The 16,424-nt window shown below is 60.7% G+C and carries 14 protein-coding genes; 13 read left to right on the top strand and 1 reads right to left on the bottom strand.

Annotated features, from left to right (window positions below; all coding sequences use genetic code 11):
• The first annotated feature begins 27 nt into the window (after positions 1 to 27).
• Complete coding sequence (locus A7K61_RS20425; protein ID WP_069558230.1) at positions 28 to 2,145, top strand: TonB-dependent receptor domain-containing protein; 2,118 nt, start codon at positions 28 to 30, stop codon at positions 2,143 to 2,145.
• Position 2,146: 1 nt separating this feature from the next.
• Here A7K61_RS20425 and A7K61_RS20420 read toward each other — a convergent pair whose 3' ends face one another.
• On the bottom strand, positions 2,147 to 3,964 hold the full coding sequence (locus A7K61_RS20420; RefSeq protein ID WP_044273970.1) for a sigma-54-dependent Fis family transcriptional regulator: 1,818 nt from the start codon (positions 3,962 to 3,964) through the stop codon (positions 2,147 to 2,149).
• A gap of 354 nt (positions 3,965 to 4,318) precedes the next feature.
• On the opposite strand from A7K61_RS20420, the gene A7K61_RS20415 reads away from it, so the two are divergent.
• The 12 genes from A7K61_RS20415 (at position 4,319) to A7K61_RS20360 (ending at position 15,989) form a co-directional block, all read left to right on the top strand.
• A complete protein-coding gene (locus A7K61_RS20415; RefSeq protein ID WP_032896727.1) occupies positions 4,319 to 5,413 on the top strand; it encodes an ABC transporter ATP-binding protein in 1,095 nt (364 codons plus the stop codon).
• A complete protein-coding gene (locus tag A7K61_RS20410) occupies positions 5,413 to 6,510 on the top strand; it encodes an ABC transporter ATP-binding protein (RefSeq protein ID WP_069558229.1) in 1,098 nt (365 codons plus the stop codon). Before A7K61_RS20415 ends, A7K61_RS20410 begins: the two co-directional genes overlap by 1 nt.
• The gene (locus tag A7K61_RS20405) at positions 6,507 to 7,373 is read left to right on the top strand and encodes a carbohydrate ABC transporter permease (protein WP_069558228.1); all 867 of its coding nucleotides are present in this window, start codon (positions 6,507 to 6,509) and stop codon (positions 7,371 to 7,373) included. Before A7K61_RS20410 ends, A7K61_RS20405 begins: the two co-directional genes overlap by 4 nt.
• Positions 7,374 to 7,383: 10 nt before the next feature.
• Positions 7,384 to 8,184 (top strand): carbohydrate ABC transporter permease, encoded by an 801-nt coding sequence (locus A7K61_RS20400; protein ID WP_044273973.1) that lies wholly within the window; start codon positions 7,384 to 7,386, stop codon positions 8,182 to 8,184.
• Positions 8,185 to 8,195: 11 nt separating this feature from the next.
• Positions 8,196 to 8,468, top strand: a complete 273-nt coding sequence (locus A7K61_RS20395) for a DUF2160 domain-containing protein (protein WP_014718862.1) — start codon at positions 8,196 to 8,198, stop codon at positions 8,466 to 8,468.
• Between the two features lie 162 nt (positions 8,469 to 8,630).
• Positions 8,631 to 10,373 (top strand): ABC transporter substrate-binding protein, encoded by a 1,743-nt coding sequence (locus A7K61_RS20390; RefSeq protein WP_003192009.1) that lies wholly within the window; start codon positions 8,631 to 8,633, stop codon positions 10,371 to 10,373.
• 147 nt (positions 10,374 to 10,520) lie between these two features.
• Entirely contained in the window at positions 10,521 to 10,715 is a 195-nt protein-coding gene (locus A7K61_RS20385) for a hypothetical protein (protein ID WP_044273976.1), read from the top strand.
• Entirely contained in the window at positions 10,715 to 10,990 is a 276-nt protein-coding gene (locus A7K61_RS20380; protein ID WP_044273978.1) for a type II toxin-antitoxin system RelE/ParE family toxin, read from the top strand. The genes A7K61_RS20385 and A7K61_RS20380 overlap by 1 nt, the downstream gene beginning before the upstream one ends.
• Positions 10,991 to 11,198: 208 nt before the next feature.
• The gene (locus A7K61_RS20375; protein ID WP_069558227.1) at positions 11,199 to 12,578 is read left to right on the top strand and encodes an iron-containing redox enzyme family protein; all 1,380 of its coding nucleotides are present in this window, start codon (positions 11,199 to 11,201) and stop codon (positions 12,576 to 12,578) included.
• Positions 12,579 to 12,590: 12 nt separating this feature from the next.
• Positions 12,591 to 13,535 (top strand): class I SAM-dependent methyltransferase, encoded by a 945-nt coding sequence (locus A7K61_RS20370; protein WP_069558226.1) that lies wholly within the window; start codon positions 12,591 to 12,593, stop codon positions 13,533 to 13,535.
• Between the two features lie 6 nt (positions 13,536 to 13,541).
• Positions 13,542 to 14,660, top strand: coding sequence for a carboxylate-amine ligase (locus A7K61_RS20365; protein WP_069558239.1), 1,119 nt, complete (start codon positions 13,542 to 13,544; stop codon positions 14,658 to 14,660).
• Between the two features lie 84 nt (positions 14,661 to 14,744).
• Complete coding sequence (locus A7K61_RS20360; protein ID WP_069558225.1) at positions 14,745 to 15,989, top strand: zinc-dependent alcohol dehydrogenase; 1,245 nt, start codon at positions 14,745 to 14,747, stop codon at positions 15,987 to 15,989.
• Positions 15,990 to 16,424: the final 435 nt, after the last annotated feature.

Genomic DNA, 16,424 nt, shown 5'->3' with positions numbered 1-16,424 from the left:
TTCCCGGATTCCAAGGACCTGCCCCCAATGCTGCTGCGCCACCCCCCGTTTATTTTTGCCGCCTTGACCCTCAGTTCGCTGGTACAGGCCGAAGGCCTGCAATTGGCGCCGGTTGAAGTCACCACGGCTGAGGCCAGCGCCGCAGAAATCGCCCAGGCGCAGCTCAAGAGCGTGCCCGGCGGCACCAATTACATCGATATGGACAGCGTGCAACAGGGGCGGGTCAGCAGTAACGAAGACGTTTTCAAATATCAGGCCGGTGTGTACGCCAAGGCGGCCAATAACGAAGGGGTGAAGGTATCCATTCGTGGCTCGGGCCTGAACCGCGCCCCCGGTGCCCACGCCTCCGGCCTGTATGAAATGTTCGACGGTCTGCCGCTTACCGGCCCAGGTGGTACGCCTTATGAGCTGAAGGACCCGCTGTGGCAAAGCCGGGTAGAGGTGCTGCGTGGCGCCAACGGGTTCGATCAGGGCGCGTTGGCCTTGGGAGGCGCGGTCAATTACGTCACCCGCACCGGCTTGGACGCGCCCAAGCTGCAAGTGCGCTATGAGGTCGGCAGTCGCGGCTATGCCCAGCGCGAAGTCAGTTCCGGGCAAGTGCTGGGGGACGCCGACTATTACATCAGCCTCACCGATTCGGCGTCCGACGGTTATCAGCACCAGAGCGCCGGCAGCGGTAAGGGCATCGCTGCCAATTTCGGCTATCGCTTTAACCCGGACCTGGAAACGCGCTTCTATTTGCGTTATCGCGAAACCACCAACGATTCTCCCGGCAGGCTCACGCGTGACCAGATCAGCCATGATCCGCGTGCCGCCAACAGCCTCAATGCCGCCCGCGATTCAAAGCGCCTGCAACCGGGCTCTACCTGGATTGCCAACAAGACCACCTTGCGGTTGGACGATAATTCACGGGTCGAGGTCGGGCTGGCCTATCACGATTACCCCATGGACCTGCGCGAAGGCACCAACCGCCTCAAGGTCGCCTACACCGATATCAGCGGCAGCCTGAATTATATCCGCCAGGACAGCCTGTTCGGCCACGCCAGCACCACCACGCTCGGCCTGCGTACCACCCAGGCGATGCCGAACAATGGAGCGTCGGAATACGTCCGCATCCCTGCGGGCAATACCGCCACTTATGCCCCCGGCACTAAGACCCGCGACTACAGCTACCTGGGTTCCGATACCGTGCTGCATGTAGGCAATGAGCTGGAACTGATGGAGGATCTGTGGCTGACCACCGGCCTCGCCGCGATCTATACGCGCCGCGAAACCCAGGTCACTTACCCCGACGGCCAGGCGCCGATCAGTCAGCATGATTGGGATTATGCGCCGCGCATTGGCTTGCGTTACGACTTCACCCCGCAGTTGCAGATTTACAGCAACCTGAGCCGCTCGGTAGAGCCACCGCACGCGTGGTCGATGATCTGGGGTTCGAACAAATATTTCGGCAAGGGCAGTGGAGCGGCCACGGGGTTGCAGCGCGAAGGCGTGAAGCTGCGCAATCAGACCGCTACCACCCTGGAAATCGGCGGGCGCGGTGAAGCCTGGCTCGGCCAATGGGACCTGGCGCTCTATCGTTCTGAGGTTCGCCACGAGCTGCTCTCCGTGGAAACCCAGGCCCAAACCGCCAACAGTAGCGCGATCATCGCCGAGTCCAACGCTAGCCCCACCGTGCATCAGGGTGTGGAGTTGAGCCTGCTCAGCCCGCTGTGGGACGGCGGCCGCAGCGGTAAGCTCGACCTGCGCCAGGCCTACACCTTCAGCGACTTCCATTACCGCGACGACGACCGTTTCGGCGACAACACCTTGCCCGGCATTCCCAAGCACTACTACCAGGCGCAATTGCGCTACAGCCACCCGACGGGTTTCTACACCAGCCTCAACACCGAGCACGCCTCACGGGTAGCGGTGGACTACGCCAACTCCTACTACGCGGCGGCCTACACCACCCTCGGCGCCACCTTCGGCTACGACGCGCCCAAGCAGGACTGGCAAGCCTGGGTCGACCTGCGCAACCTCACCAACCGCCGCTACGCCAACACCGTCACGCCGGGCTACGACGACAAAGGCATGGATGCGGCGCGCTACACCCCTGCGGATGGGCGGGGCATCTACACCGGCGTTTCCTGGAGTTGGCGTTAAATCAGCCTTCGTGCTGGCGCAGGCGCTTGTACAGGGTGTTGCGACTCACCCCCAGCTCCCGCGCCAGGTGGGAAATATTTCCGCCCACGGCTTCCAGGCGCTGGTTCAGGTCAAGGCGTTCATCCAGGTGTTCGGGTTTGGACTGCGGTACCGTCGCCTGCAAATCCACGAAAAAATCATCAGGCAGATGCTCTGCGCGGATCGGCTGCTCTTCGGCCATTGCCAGCGCCACCTGCAACACGCTACTCACCTGGCGTAAATTCCCCGGCCACGGGTGTTGCTCGAATAACCTCAGCACCTCGGCACTCAGCCCGGCCCATTGCGTCGGCTCGCGGTGTTGCTGCCACAGTTGCTGGAACAGCGCCTGTTTGTCGGTACGCTCGCGCAATGGCGGCAGTTCCAGGGTCAGGCCGCCGATGCGGTAGTACAAGTCTTCGCGAAAGCGCCCAGCCTGCACCAGCTCTCGCAAGGCGCGGTTGGTCGCCGAGATGATGCGCAGATCCACCGGGAACACCTCGCTGCTGCCCACCGGTTGCACACAGCGTTCTTGCAGCACCCGTAACAGGCGGGCCTGGGTCGGCAGCGGCATATCGCCGATCTCGTCGAGAAACAGCGTGCCCTTGTCCGCCTTGCGGATCAGGCCGATGCTGCCTTTCTGGTTGGCGCCGGTGAAGGCGCCTTTTTCGTAGCCGAACAGTTCCGATTCCACCAGTTCTGCAGGAATCGCCGCACAGTTCACCGCGATCAACGCCTGGCGGCTGCGGGAACTGGCCTGGTGCAGGGCTTTGACGAACACCTCTTTGCCCACGCCGGTCTCGCCGTGAATCAACAACGGAATGTCTTTTTCCAGCAGGCGCTCGGCCTGGCGCACGGCTTTTTCCACGCGCACATCGCCAAAATGCAGGGTCTGGAGGTTGATCGACGTCGGTGCTGGCGGCGGCGGTTGGCTGAACACCCGCGCCTGCACCGGCATCTGCTTGGGCCGCTTCAACAGGCACTGGAACCGATTGCGTCCCGCCGCTTGCAAGGCGAAGGGCAATCCTTCCGGCTGGTTGAGCAGCTCCAGCAGCGACACTTTGAACAGGCTGTCGATCATCACCCGCGAGAGGCTGATGCCCAGCAGGTTATCCGCACGCCGGTTGGCCGACAGCACCTGGCCGCTTTCATCAAAGATCAGCAGGCCGGCCCATTGGCTGTCGAGGTTGCTCAGGCCGGTGTTGAAGGTCAGTTGGAAATGTTCGCCGCGAAACAGGTTGAGGATCAGCCGGTTTTCCACGGTCTGGCTCATCATCTTGACCATGCCCAGGGTGTGGGAGGGTGGCAGGTAACTGTCGCTGGACACGTCCAGCACGGCGATGATTTCGCGCTGGGCGTCGAAAATCGGCGCTGCGGAGCCGGTCATGAAGCGGTTGGCCTTGAGGAAGTGTTCATCGTGTTCAATATGCACGGCCTGGGCGCAAGCCAGCGCGGTGCCGATGGCATTGGTGCCGCTGGCGCGTTCCATCCAACTGGCGCCTGGGCTGAAGCCTCGGGCCAGCGTGGGCTCGATAAACCGCTGGGTACCCCACGAGGTCAGCACCTGGCCCTGATTGTCGGCCAGCATGATCAGGCAATTGGAATTGCTGAGAATGTTTTCGTAGTAGGGCAACACTTCCTGGTGGGTGGTCTGTACCAGTGAGTGTTGGCTTTCCAGGAGTTGACGAATGCCCTCGGCGGGCAGTTGGTCAAAGCTGGGGGCGCTCTGGTGGTCCAGGCCGTAGGCGCGGCAGCGGCGCCAGGATTCCTGGATAAGGGTGTCGTGGGTCAAGGGTTCGGCCATCGTGCGACCTTCATTTTTATTGTTATTGTTTTTGCATATCTAACTGAAGAAACCGATTCAAACTGTGGGAGCGGGCTTGCTCGCGAATGCGGTGGGTCAGTCAATTCCTCAATCGACTGATACGCCGCAATTCGCGAGCAAGCCCGCTCCCACATTTACCCTGTGTTGATCATGAGAGTGTTGTTCACAACTGTTCATTGTCAACCCCGGCAGTGTTCAGTTGTTCAGCCGGATTGTTCACTCCTGAACATCGTGATTCACCCATTTCCTTACACATCAAGCGCTTGCGGTTTTGGCACGAAACTCGCTCTGACAACGGACCAGATTCATTCCAATAATAAAAAAGGTCGTGTCATGTCATTGACCCTGGAACATGTCTCCCGCGTTGTCGACGGCCAAACCTGGATCGACGACGCCAACCTGCGGTTCGAAGCCGGTTCTTTCAACGTCCTGCTCGGTCGCACCCTGTCGGGCAAGACCAGCCTGATGCGCCTGATGGCCGGCCTGGACAAACCCGACAGCGGTCGCATCCTGATGAACGGCGTGGACGTCACGCAAAAGCCGGTGCGCCTGCGCAATGTGTCGATGGTCTACCAGCAGTTCATCAACTACCCGACCATGACCGTGTTCGAGAACATCGCCTCACCGTTGCGCCAGGCCGGTGTCTCCAATGAGGTGATCCAGAGCAAGGTGCTGGAAACCGCCAAGATGCTGCGCATCGAGAAATTCCTGCAGCGCCACCCCCTGGAGCTGTCCGGTGGCCAGCAGCAACGCACCGCCATGGCCCGCGCCCTGGTGAAAGACGCCGAACTGATTCTGTTCGATGAACCGCTGGTCAACCTGGACTACAAACTGCGCGAAGAACTGCGCCAGGAAATGCGCGAACTGTTCAAGGCGCGCCACACCATCGCGATATATGCCACCACCGAGCCCAACGAGGCTTTGGCCCTGGGTGGCACCACCACGATTCTTCACGAGGGCCGGGTGATCCAGAGCGGCAAGGCTGCCGAGGTCTACCACCAGCCGCAGACCGTGCTCGCCGCTGAGCTGTTCTCCGAGCCGCCGATCAACCTGATGCCAGGGCGCATCAGCGGCAACGAAGTGAGCTTCGCCAATTTCGTGCATTTCCCACTCAACGTTGACCTGCGCCCCATCGGCGAAGGCGAATTCCGCTTTGGCGTGCGCCCAAGCCATATCAGCCTGGTGCCGAGCAATGACGATGACCTGGAGCTGGCGGTGACCGTGGAAGTCGCGGAGATCAGCGGCTCGGAAACTTTCCTGCATGTGCGCAGTGAGCACTTTCTGTTAGTACTGCACCTGCCGGGGGTGCATGAGTACGACGTGGACGCGCCGATCCGCGTGTATATCCCCACCCATAAACTGTTTGTGTTCGATGGTCAGGGCCGCTTGGTCCAGGCCCCCGGGCGCCGTGTCGCGAGGGTTGCCTGATGGCCGAGATCCATTTGCGCAACCTGGCCCATAGCTACAGCCCTACGCCCATAGGGCCAGAAGACTACGCCATCCGGGAAATGAACCATGTGTGGGAGCAGGGCGGTGCCTACGCCTTGCTCGGGCCGTCGGGCTGCGGCAAGTCCACGCTGCTCAATATCATCTCCGGGCTGCTCAGCCCGTCCGAAGGTCAGGTACTGTTCGATACCCAAGTGGTCAACGACTTGACCCCGGAAAAACGCAATATCGCCCAGGTGTTCCAGTTTCCGGTGGTGTACGACACCATGACGGTGTTCGACAACCTGGCGTTCCCGCTGCGTAACCAGGGCATGGCCGAAGCGAAAATCCATAGCAAGGTGCAGGAGATCGCCGAAGTCCTCGACCTGCAAAACCTGCTCAGCAAAAAAGCCCGCAACCTCACCGCCGACGAAAAACAGAAAGTCTCCATGGGCCGTGGCCTGGTGCGCGATGACGTGTCGGCCATTCTCTTTGATGAGCCGCTGACGGTGATCGACCCGCACCTGAAGTGGAAACTGCGGCGCAAGCTCAAGCAGATTCACGAGCAGTTCAATATCACCATGGTCTACGTCACCCACGATCAACTGGAAGCCTCCACCTTCGCCGACAAGATTGCGGTGATGTATGGCGGGCAGATCGTGCAGTTCGGTACGCCGCGTGAATTGTTCGAGCGGCCCAGCCACACCTTTGTCGGTTACTTCATCGGTAGCCCTGGGATGAATCTGATCGAGGTGCAGGCCAAGGCTGGCGGTGTAGGGTTCGCCAATACCCTGTTGCCGCTGTCCGAAGCGTTGCAGCAACGTCTCAACACCACCGACTACAAAAAGCTCCAGGTCGGCATTCGTCCGGAATTTATCCACGTATGGGACGAGTACAACCCTGACGCCCTGCAAGCCGACGTCGTCCATGTGGAAGACCTCGGCACCTACAAGATCATGACCCTCAACCTCGACGGTGCCACGCTAAAAGTGCGCTTGGCCGAGGACAAGCCGGTGCCGGAAGGGAAGGCCTCCATCAGCTTCCCCGCGCAATGGCTGATGCTCTACGCCGACGATTACCTGCTGGAGGTGGCGCCATGAACAAGGTGCAGAACAACAAGGCCTGGTGGCTGGTGTTGCCGGTGTTCTTGCTGGTGGCGTTCAGTGCGGTGATCCCGATGATGACGGTGGTCAACTATTCGGTGCAGGACATTTTCGACCAGTCCAGCCGCTATTTTGTCGGGGCCGACTGGTACAAGCAGGTGCTGCTCGACCCACGCCTGCACGATTCGCTGCTGCGCCAGTTCATCTACTCGGCCTGCGTGCTGCTGATCGAGATCCCGCTGGGCATCGCCATCGCCCTGACCATGCCCACCAAGGGCCGTTGGTCCTCGCTGGTGCTGATCATTCTCGCCATTCCGTTGCTGATTCCGTGGAACGTGGTCGGCACCATCTGGCAGATTTTTGGCCGTGCCGACATCGGCCTGCTGGGCTCGACCCTCAACGCCATGGGCGTCAGCTACAACTATGCTGCCAACACCATGGACGCCTGGGTCACCGTGCTGGTCATGGATGTGTGGCACTGGACCTCATTGGTGGCGCTGCTGTGCTACTCAGGTTTAAGGGCCATTCCGGACGTGTACTACCAGGCCGCACGGATTGATCGTGCATCGGCCTGGGCTGTGTTCCGACATATCCAGTTGCCGAAGATGAAAAGCGTGCTGCTGATTGCGGTGATGCTGCGCTTCATGGACAGCTTCATGATTTACACCGAACCCTTCGTGCTCACCGGCGGCGGGCCGGGTAATGCCACCACTTTCCTGAGCCAGACGCTTACTCAAATGGCCGTCGGCCAATTCGACCTGGGCCCGGCGGCGGCGTTTTCCCTGGTGTACTTCCTGATCATCCTGTTGGTGTCCTGGCTGTTCTACACCGCCATGACCCATTCCGACGCCAACCGCTGAGGCCGCCAACATGAGCAAACGCAAGCTGATTCCATTACTGCTTTACATCCTGTTCCTGCTGGTGCCGATCTACTGGCTGCTGAACATGTCCTTCAAGAGCAACACCGAAATCCTCGGCGGCCTGACCCTGTTTCCGCAGGATTTCACCCTGGCCAACTACAAGGTGATCTTCACCGACCCGAGCTGGTACACCGGCTACCTCAACTCGCTGTACTACGTGAGCCTGAACACGGTGATCTCCCTGAGCGTGGCGCTGCCAGCGGCCTATGCGTTCTCGCGCTACCGCTTCCTGGGTGACAAGCACCTGTTCTTCTGGCTGCTCACCAACCGTATGGCGCCCCCGGCAGTGTTCCTGCTGCCGTTCTTCCAGCTGTATTCATCCATTGGCCTGTTCGACACGCACATCGCCGTGGCGCTGGCCCATTGCCTGTTCAACGTGCCCTTGGCGGTATGGATCCTGGAAGGCTTCATGTCCGGTGTGCCCAAGGAAATCGACGAAACTGCCTACATCGACGGCTATAGTTTTCCCAAGTTCTTCGTGAAGATTTTTATCCCGCTGATCGGCTCCGGTATCGGCGTCACGGCGTTTTTCTGTTTCATGTTTTCCTGGGTCGAATTGCTGCTGGCGCGCACGCTCACCTCGGTCAACGCCAAGCCCATCGCAGCGGTGATGACCCGTACGGTGTCGGCCTCCGGCATTGATTGGGGCGTGCTGGCAGCGGCGGGGGTGTTGACCATCCTGCCGGGCATGCTGGTGATCTGGTTTGTTCGCAACCACGTGGCCAAGGGCTTTGCCCTGGGCCGGGTCTAGAGGAGTCGATGATGGAATGGATGGCCTGGACCACCCCCACAGCGCTGTTCTTTGGCGGTATTGCCCTGATTCTGGCGGGCATGACCACTTGGGAACTGCGTTCGCCAAGCATCCCGCGGCGCGGTTTGCTGCCGATCAGCACCACCCGTGGCGATCGCTTGTTTATCGGTCTGCTCGGCAGCGCCTACCTGCATTTGCTGGTCATTGGCGTTACCGACTGGAGCATCTGGGTGGCGTCCGCGCTCTCCCTGGTATGGCTGTTGAGTGTGATGCGTTGGGGCTAGCTGTGCGCAACCCTGTAGGAGCGAGCTTGCTCGCGAAAGTCGTCAACGATAACGCAGTGCTCCTGGTAGCCCGCGGTGTCTTTGCGTTCTTCGCGAGCAAGCTCGCTTCTACAAGGGAGGTGATTGCCGATAGCCCCGTTTGAAACTAACCTGGAGGTCTCTATGTTGAATAAAAACAATAAGCTGCGACATAGCATTTCATTGGCCGCCGTACTGGCCCTCAGTGGTTTGAGCGCTTCGGCCTGGGCCGATGCGTATGAAGATGCCGCTAAAAAATGGATCGGCAGCGAGTTCAAACCCTCGACCCTTACCGAAGCCCAACAGCTGGAGGAGTTGAAGTGGTTTATCAAGGCGTCGGAGCCGTTCCGTGGGATGAAGATCAACGTGGTGTCGGAAACCCTCACCACCCACGAGTACGAATCCAAGGTGCTGGCCAAGGCCTTCAGTGAAATCACCGGCATCAAGCTGACCCACGACCTGCTGCAGGAAGGCGACGTGGTGGAGAAGCTGCAAACCCAGATGCAATCCGACAAGAACATCTATGACGGCTGGGTCAACGATTCCGACTTGATCGGTACGCACTTTCGCTATGGCAAGACCGAATCCATCACCGACCTGATGGCCAACGAAGGCAAGGATTTCACCTCGCCCACCCTGGACCTCAAGGACTTTATCGGCCTGTCGTTCACCACCGCGCCGGACGGCAAGATCTACCAGTTGCCCGACCAGCAGTTCGCCAACCTCTACTGGTTCCGCGCCGACTGGTTCGAGCGGCCGGAGCTGAAGGCCAAGTTCAAGGAGAAATACGGCTACGACCTGGGTGTGCCGGTGAACTGGTCGGCGTATGAAGACATCGCCAAGTTCTTCAGCGAAGACGTCAAGGAAATCGACGGCAAGCGCATTTATGGGCACATGGACTACGGCAAGAAAGATCCGTCCCTGGGCTGGCGTTTCACCGATGCCTGGTTCTCCATGGCCGGCGGCGGCGACAAGGGCTTGCCCAACGGCCTGCCGGTGGACGAGTGGGGCATTCGTGTGGAGGACTGCCACCCGGTGGGCTCCAGCGTCACCCGTGGCGGCGACACCAACGGCCCGGCGGCGGTATTCGCCACGCAGAAATACGTGGACTGGATGAAAGCCTACGCGCCACCGGAAGCGGCGGGCATGACTTTCTCTGAATCCGGCCCGGTGCCATCCCAGGGCAACATTGCTCAGCAGATCTTCTGGTACACCGCGTTTACCGCCGACATGGTCAAGCCGGGCCTGCCGGTGGTGAATGCCGACGGTACGCCGAAGTGGCGCATGGCGCCGTCCCCAGTCGGGCCGTATTGGGAAAAAGGCATGAAGAAGGGCTATCAGGACGTAGGCTCCTGGACCTTCCTCAAGTCCACCCCCGAAAAGCAGAAACTCGCGGCCTGGCTCTACGCGCAGTTCGTGACCTCCAAAACCGTGTCGTTGAAGAAAACCATCGTTGGCCTGACGCCGATTCGTGAGTCCGATATCAACTCCCAGGCCATGACCGACATGGCGCCCAAACTCGGTGGCCTCGTGGAGTTCTACCGTAGCCCGGCGCGCACCGAGTGGTCGCCGACGGGCACCAACGTGCCGGACTACCCGCGCCTGGCGCAACTGTGGTGGAGCAACATCGCCGCAGCGGCCAGCGGCGAGAAAACCCCGCAACAGGCGCTGGACAACCTGGCCAAGGAGCAGGACGCGATCATGACGCGCCTGGAACGCTCCAAGGTGCAACCGGTGTGCGGCCCGAAAATGAACCCCGAGCGTGACGCGCAATACTGGTTCGACCAGCCGGGCGCGCCGAAGCCGAAACTGGCCAACGAGAAGCCCAAGGGCGAAACCGTGAACTACAACGACCTGCTCAAGCAGTGGGAGGCTGCACGTAAGTAATTTCGCTGAATGAGCTGAACACAACGGCACGCTTGCGTGCCGTTGTTTTTTTGTTTGTGGGTGGGCCACCTGCATTTCATCTGGTGGTCCGAGACAGCCTGCTAGCTTGGGACTAAACTGCTGAGCATTCATACAGGAGGTCATCCCATGGGTGTTCCACTTTCCCCAATTGTTTCCGAATTTGAAACTGAAGAGCAGGCAAGTAGCCATGATCTTTGGTTTCGCGCCAAAGTAGAAAAAAGCCTGGCCAACCCCGGACCTGGTGTGCCCCATGACGAAGTCATGGCGAGGGTTGAGGCGATTATTCTTGAAGCAGAACGCAAGCAGAGGGTCAAAGCCTGATGTTGAGTGTCGTTTGGCTTGATGAGGCTATCAGCGACCTGATTGACATCGTTACTTTCATTGCAGCAGAGAATCCTGGGGCGGCGCGTCGTATCAAGACACGTCTTGAAGGTGCGCCTCTGCCATTGACCGAGCATCCTTACCTGTATCCGAACGGCCGCGTGCCCGGCACTCGGGAGGTCGTCGTTCACCCCAATTATGTCCTGGTGTATCGAGTAACAGCAGAGCGCATCGAGATAGTCAACGTGTTGCACGCTCGGCAGGAGTATCCCTGATTTCCCCTCATATCGCGTTGTGCACGACTATTGACCCAATGCCCCCATCGCAATAACACCGCGACCGCTTGTCTCCAGGTTAACAATCCCATCTGAATTTTCCGCACCTCTCAAGGTTCTGCATCTTAGAAGCGCATGTTTTTCAAGCGCTCTTGCGGGGCCACCTTGTGGGAGGCCCGTTGTAACGGACTTTGCGGAAACTGCCATCATGACACTCCTTACAGCGCTGTCAGGCCAGCCGGCCTCTCTCACCGACTCGGCCCAGGGCCGCCATCAACGGGTGTACCAACAACTGCACGGCGAAACCCAAGATGCCGCTGAATTGGCGCGTGAATACCTGCAGGATCAATTGGCCCTGGTAGAAGCCACCGACTGCGACTTGCCAGAGGCCCCCGAACAGCTGCTGGCCTGGGTAGAGCAGCGCTGCGCCGAGGTGGCCCAGGCCTATGCCGACTATCTGGAACAGCGCCGAAACGGTGGGCCACGGCGGTATTTCCAGAACAAGGCCCATGCGTTGTACTTTCTGCAGTGCGTGGCGCCGACCAAACAGGTCGACGGCGCCTGGCTCTACGGCTTGCTGCGCTATTGGCAAGACCAGCGCTTCGACGGCCTGCTCACCACTTACCTGGAAGAATTGGGCGACGGTGAAGCCGCGCAGAACCATGTGGTGATCTACCGCAAGTTGCTCAGCGAACACGATGCCGACAGCGAAGCCGGCCTTGAGGATGACCATTACCTGCAAGGCGCGCTGCAACTGGCGCTGGGTGTGTGTGCCGACGAGTTCCTGCCGGAGGTCATTGGCTTCAACCTGGGTTACGAGCAACTGCCGCTGCACCTGTTGATCACCGCCTATGAACTCAGTGAGTTGGGCATCGACCCTTATTATTTCACGCTGCATGTCACCATCGACAACGCCAGCAGTGGCCACGCCTGCAAGGCGGCGCAATCGGTGCTGAACCTGTTGCCGCTGGGTGAGGGCAAGGCAGGCTTCTATCGCCGGGTGGCCGCAGGCTACCGCCTGAATGATCTGGGCCTGGGTACCACGTCTGTCATCAAACAGTTCAACCTGCAGGACCAAGTGGTGGCGATGCTCGAGCGCAAGCGCGCCTTCGGCCAGCACATGCATTCGGACTATTGCCGCTTCGAAGGCCAAACCGTCAACCAGTGGCTGGCCCAGCCTGGGCAGATCGGCGCTTTCCTCAAGGCCCTGGAAGACAAAGGCTGGATCAAGCACAACCAGGACCCCACCAACAGTCGCTTCTGGCAACTCATCGAGGGTGCTGGCGCCGCGATGTTCGGGGTGTTCAGCGGTTATGAAAAACAACTGATCCATGACTGGATTGCGGGTGAATGGGTTGCCAGCGAACGCGTGGCGCCCGTGCGGCCGGGACGCGGCAGCCGGTTTTCCCGCGAGCAGCATCGACCAGCGGACCCGGATACCCAGGCCCTGGCGGAGTCGTTGTGCAACTTGCCCGATGTGCAACAGCTCAATGCGCTAATCCCATGGCTGTCGGCACGCCGTCATTGCACGCCTGCCGGGCTGTATGCCACTCGCCGCTTTATCCAACTGCGTGCGCGCCTGCGCTAAGGGAATGTGCCTATGTCTGCGCAACAACTGGCTGATCGTGCCTTGTTGAACCTGGGCCGGGGGTTGAAGGAGGGCGGTTATCGCTTTATCACGCCGACGCCCTTGACCCATGAGCGTGTCTATCGGCGGCTGGCGACGCCCCTGGCAATGACGCTGCGCGATGTGTTCGGGTGGTCGATGCCGTTCGATCAAGGCCTGTTGCCCGAGGCCTTGCGTGAGGAGTTGCAGCAAGCGGATGTGATCGAAAAACATGGCGCGCTATGGCGCAGCACGGTGCGTTGGTCGAGCCTCGATGAGCTGTTGTTCGCTCATTCGCCTTATCCCACCGACCAGGCGGACGCGGTGTTTTTCGGCCCCGACAGCTACCGCTTTGCCCAGGTAATCGAAGCCTACCTGCAACAGCGTTTCGAGCCCCTCAAGCGCGTCGTGGACATTGGCTGTGGCGCCGGTGTCGGCGCGCTGGTGATTGCTAAAGCCCGACATGACGCCGAGGTGCTGGCGGTGGATATCAACCCCCGTGCCCTGCGCATGACGGCAGTGAATGCCGAACTGGCCGGGCTGAATAACCTCAGCGTTTACCACAGTGACGTGCTGGCCAGTGTGGAGGGCGAGTTCGACCTGATCGTCGCCAACCCGCCTTACATGAAAGATGACCGTCAGCGCGCCTATCGCCATGGTGGTGGCGCCCTGGGGGAGCAGTTGTCGCTGCGCATCGTCAGTGAGTCCATTGGGCGCCTGGCCCTGGGCGGGAGCCTGCTGTTGTACACCGGGGTGGCGATGGTGGCCGGCAGCGATCCCTTCCTGGAGGCGGTCAAGCCGCTGCTGGGCAGCGACGCCTACGGCTGGACCTACCGCGAACTGGACCCGGACGTTTTTGGTGAAGAACTGGAAAAGCCAGGCTATGAGCAGGTGGAGCGCATTGCCGTGGTCGCGCTGACTGTCACCCGATTGCGCTGAATGCCGATGCTCACCTTTGGTATTGAAGAGGAATACTTCATCACCGACCTGCACAGCCGTCAGATGGTCGGCGAGCCGTCTGCGGCGGTGCTGGCGGCCTGCCGCGAAGCGATTGGCGCGGGCTTCTCCTTTGAGATGTTCCAGGGCCAGATCGAGGCGGCCTCTCCGGTGTTCACCTCCAGCGCCGAAGCGAAGAACTACTTGCGAGCAGTACGCGGCAACCTGGCGCAATCCCTGGCTGAGTTCGGCCTCGGTGTGGTGTGCGCCGGCAGCCACCCCCTGGCCGATTGGCGTGGGCAACGGCCGACCGATCAGGCGCATTTTCGGCAACTGTTCGACGATATTCAATATGTAGCGCGGCGCAGTGTGTTGTGCGGGCTGCATGTGCATGTGCAGGTGCCGCAGGCGTTGGACCGCATCGCGGTGATGAACCAGGTGTCGCCGTGGTTGCCGTTGTTGCTGCTGCTCAGTTGCTCGTCCCCTTTCTGGGACGGCGCGCCCAGCGGCTTCATGAGCTACCGCCAGGCCGCTTGCGACGAGTGGCCCCGCATGGGCGTGCCGGAACATTTCAGCGATTGGGCCGAGTACCTGCGCTACCTGGCCCTGTTGCAACGCATCGGCGCGATCAAGGCCGATGGCAATGGCTGGTGGGGCATTCGCCCGGCGGCGCGTTACCCCACCCTGGAACTGCGCATGACCGACGCCTGCCCACGGCTGACGGATGCCTTGGCCCTCGCCACGTTGTTTCGAGTGATGGTCACCCATGCCTGCGCGATGCACCGTCCTGGCGCTGGTTTCAGTGCCGAGGCGCGCTGGCTGCTCAAGGAGAATCGCTGGCAGGCCAAGCGGTATGGGGCCGCTGGTACCTTTGCGCTGGACGACACCGGCACCCTGGGCAGCGCTGAGCAATGGCTGCAATGTGCCCGACAGACGTTTGCCGCCACCGCAGAGGCCATGGGCGAGCCGCTGTTGTTCGATACCTTGAATGCCTTGCTGCTACGCGGCAACAACGCGACCGAGCAGTTGCGCTGGCACGCCCAGGCCCAGGCCAGCGGCGCCGATGCGCTTGCCAGCGTGCGCCAGGTAGTCGATCTGCTGTTGGCCCAGACGCGCGGCGACCATTGATCGGGTGTCGCTCTACGTCGAAGGAACACTGATGGGGCTGCTGCGCCCTTAATGAGTAACCCCTCAACGGCAGGAGCGCAGAGCATGCGAGCGATGACTTACCAGGGCGCACACAAGGTGCAGGTGGATACCGTGCCCGATCCGATCATTGAACAACCCGACGACATCATTCTGCGGGTCACCGCCACCGCAATCTGTGGCTCGGACCTGCACTTGTACCGTGGCAAGATCCCGACCGTGGAGCATGGCGATATCTTCGGCCATGAGTTCATGGGCATCGTCGAAGAAACCGGCCCGGCCGTCACTGCGGTGCAACGCGGCGACCGTGTGGTGATTCCGTTCGTGATTGCCTGTGGCGATTGTTTTTTCTGCCAGCTCCAGCAATTCGCCGCCTGCGAAACCACCAACGATGGGCGCGGTGCGATCCTGAATAAAAAAGCCATCCCACCGGGGGCCGCGCTGTTCGGCTACAGCCGTCTGTATGGCGGCATTCCCGGCGGCCAGGCGGAGTGGGTGAGGGTGCCCAAGGCCAATACCGGGCCGTTCAAGGTGCCCGGCACCCTGGCGGACGAGAAGGTGCTGTTCCTCTCCGATATTCTGCCCACCGCTTGGCAGGCAGTGACCAATGCCGGCATTGGCAAAGGCTCTAGTGTGGCGATTTATGGCGCCGGGCCCGTGGGCCTGCTCAGTGCGGCGTGCGCGCAGATGCTGGGCGCCGAGCAGATCTTCATGGTCGACGATCATCCGTATCGTTTGGCCTATGCGCAGAAAATGTACGGCGTGATCCCGATCAACTTCGAAGAAGACGAGGACCCGGCTGACACCATCATCCGCCAGACCGCTGGCATGCGCGGCGTCGATGGCGTGGTGGACGCGGTGGGTTTCGAGGCAAAGGGCAGTACCACGGAAACCCTGCTCACGGCCCTGAAGATCGAGGGCAGCAGCGGCAAGGCCCTGCGCCAGTGCATCGCTGCCGTACGCCGCGGTGGCGTGGTGAGCGTCGCCGGGGTGTATGCCGGGTTTATCCATGGCTTTATGTTTGGCGATGCCTTTGACAAGGGCCTGACGTTCAAGATGGGCCAGACCCATGTGCAGCGGTTCTTACCGGAGTTGTTGGAGCATATCGAGCTGGGGCATCTGCACCCGGAGGCGATCATCACTCACAGGCTGCCCCTGGAGCAGGCGGCGCGGGGGTATGAGCTGTTTGATAAAGCCGAGGAGGAATGCCGTAAGGTGATCCTGCTGCCGGGTGGGAACGACCGGCCGCTGACCGAACCGCTGGACGAACTGACGCCTGAGCTGCGCGTACAAGGCGTTCCCGGTTTCTAGGCCAATACCCGGGAAAATATGGGAGCTTGCCTGCGATAGCGGTGGTTCAGTTGAATATTCAGTGACTGACACGCCGCCTTCGCGGGCAAGCCCGCTCCCACAGGGGATCTGTGCCGGGCTCTGATTTTGTGGGCAATGCATGACCAATGTGGGAGCTGGCTTGCCAGCGATAGCGGTGGTTCAGTTGAATATTCAGTGACTGACACGCCGCCTTCGCGGGCAAGCCCGCTCCACAGGGGATCTGTGCCGGGCGCTGATTTTGTGGGCAATGCATGACCAGTGTGGGAGCTGGCTTGCCTGCGATGGCGGCCTCCCAGCCGACACCTATCTCCCTGACACCCCACAATCCAACTGTGGGAGCGGGCTTGCTCGCGAAGGCGGCCTGACAGGCGACACAGTTATACCGAGTACATATCCATTCCTGCGGTAACGGCC

The organism is Pseudomonas sp. AP42, from assembly GCF_001728935.1.
Taxonomy (GTDB): Bacteria; Pseudomonadota; Gammaproteobacteria; order Pseudomonadales; family Pseudomonadaceae; genus Aquipseudomonas; species Aquipseudomonas lactis.
This window is presented reverse-complemented; position numbering and strand designations above follow the sequence as displayed.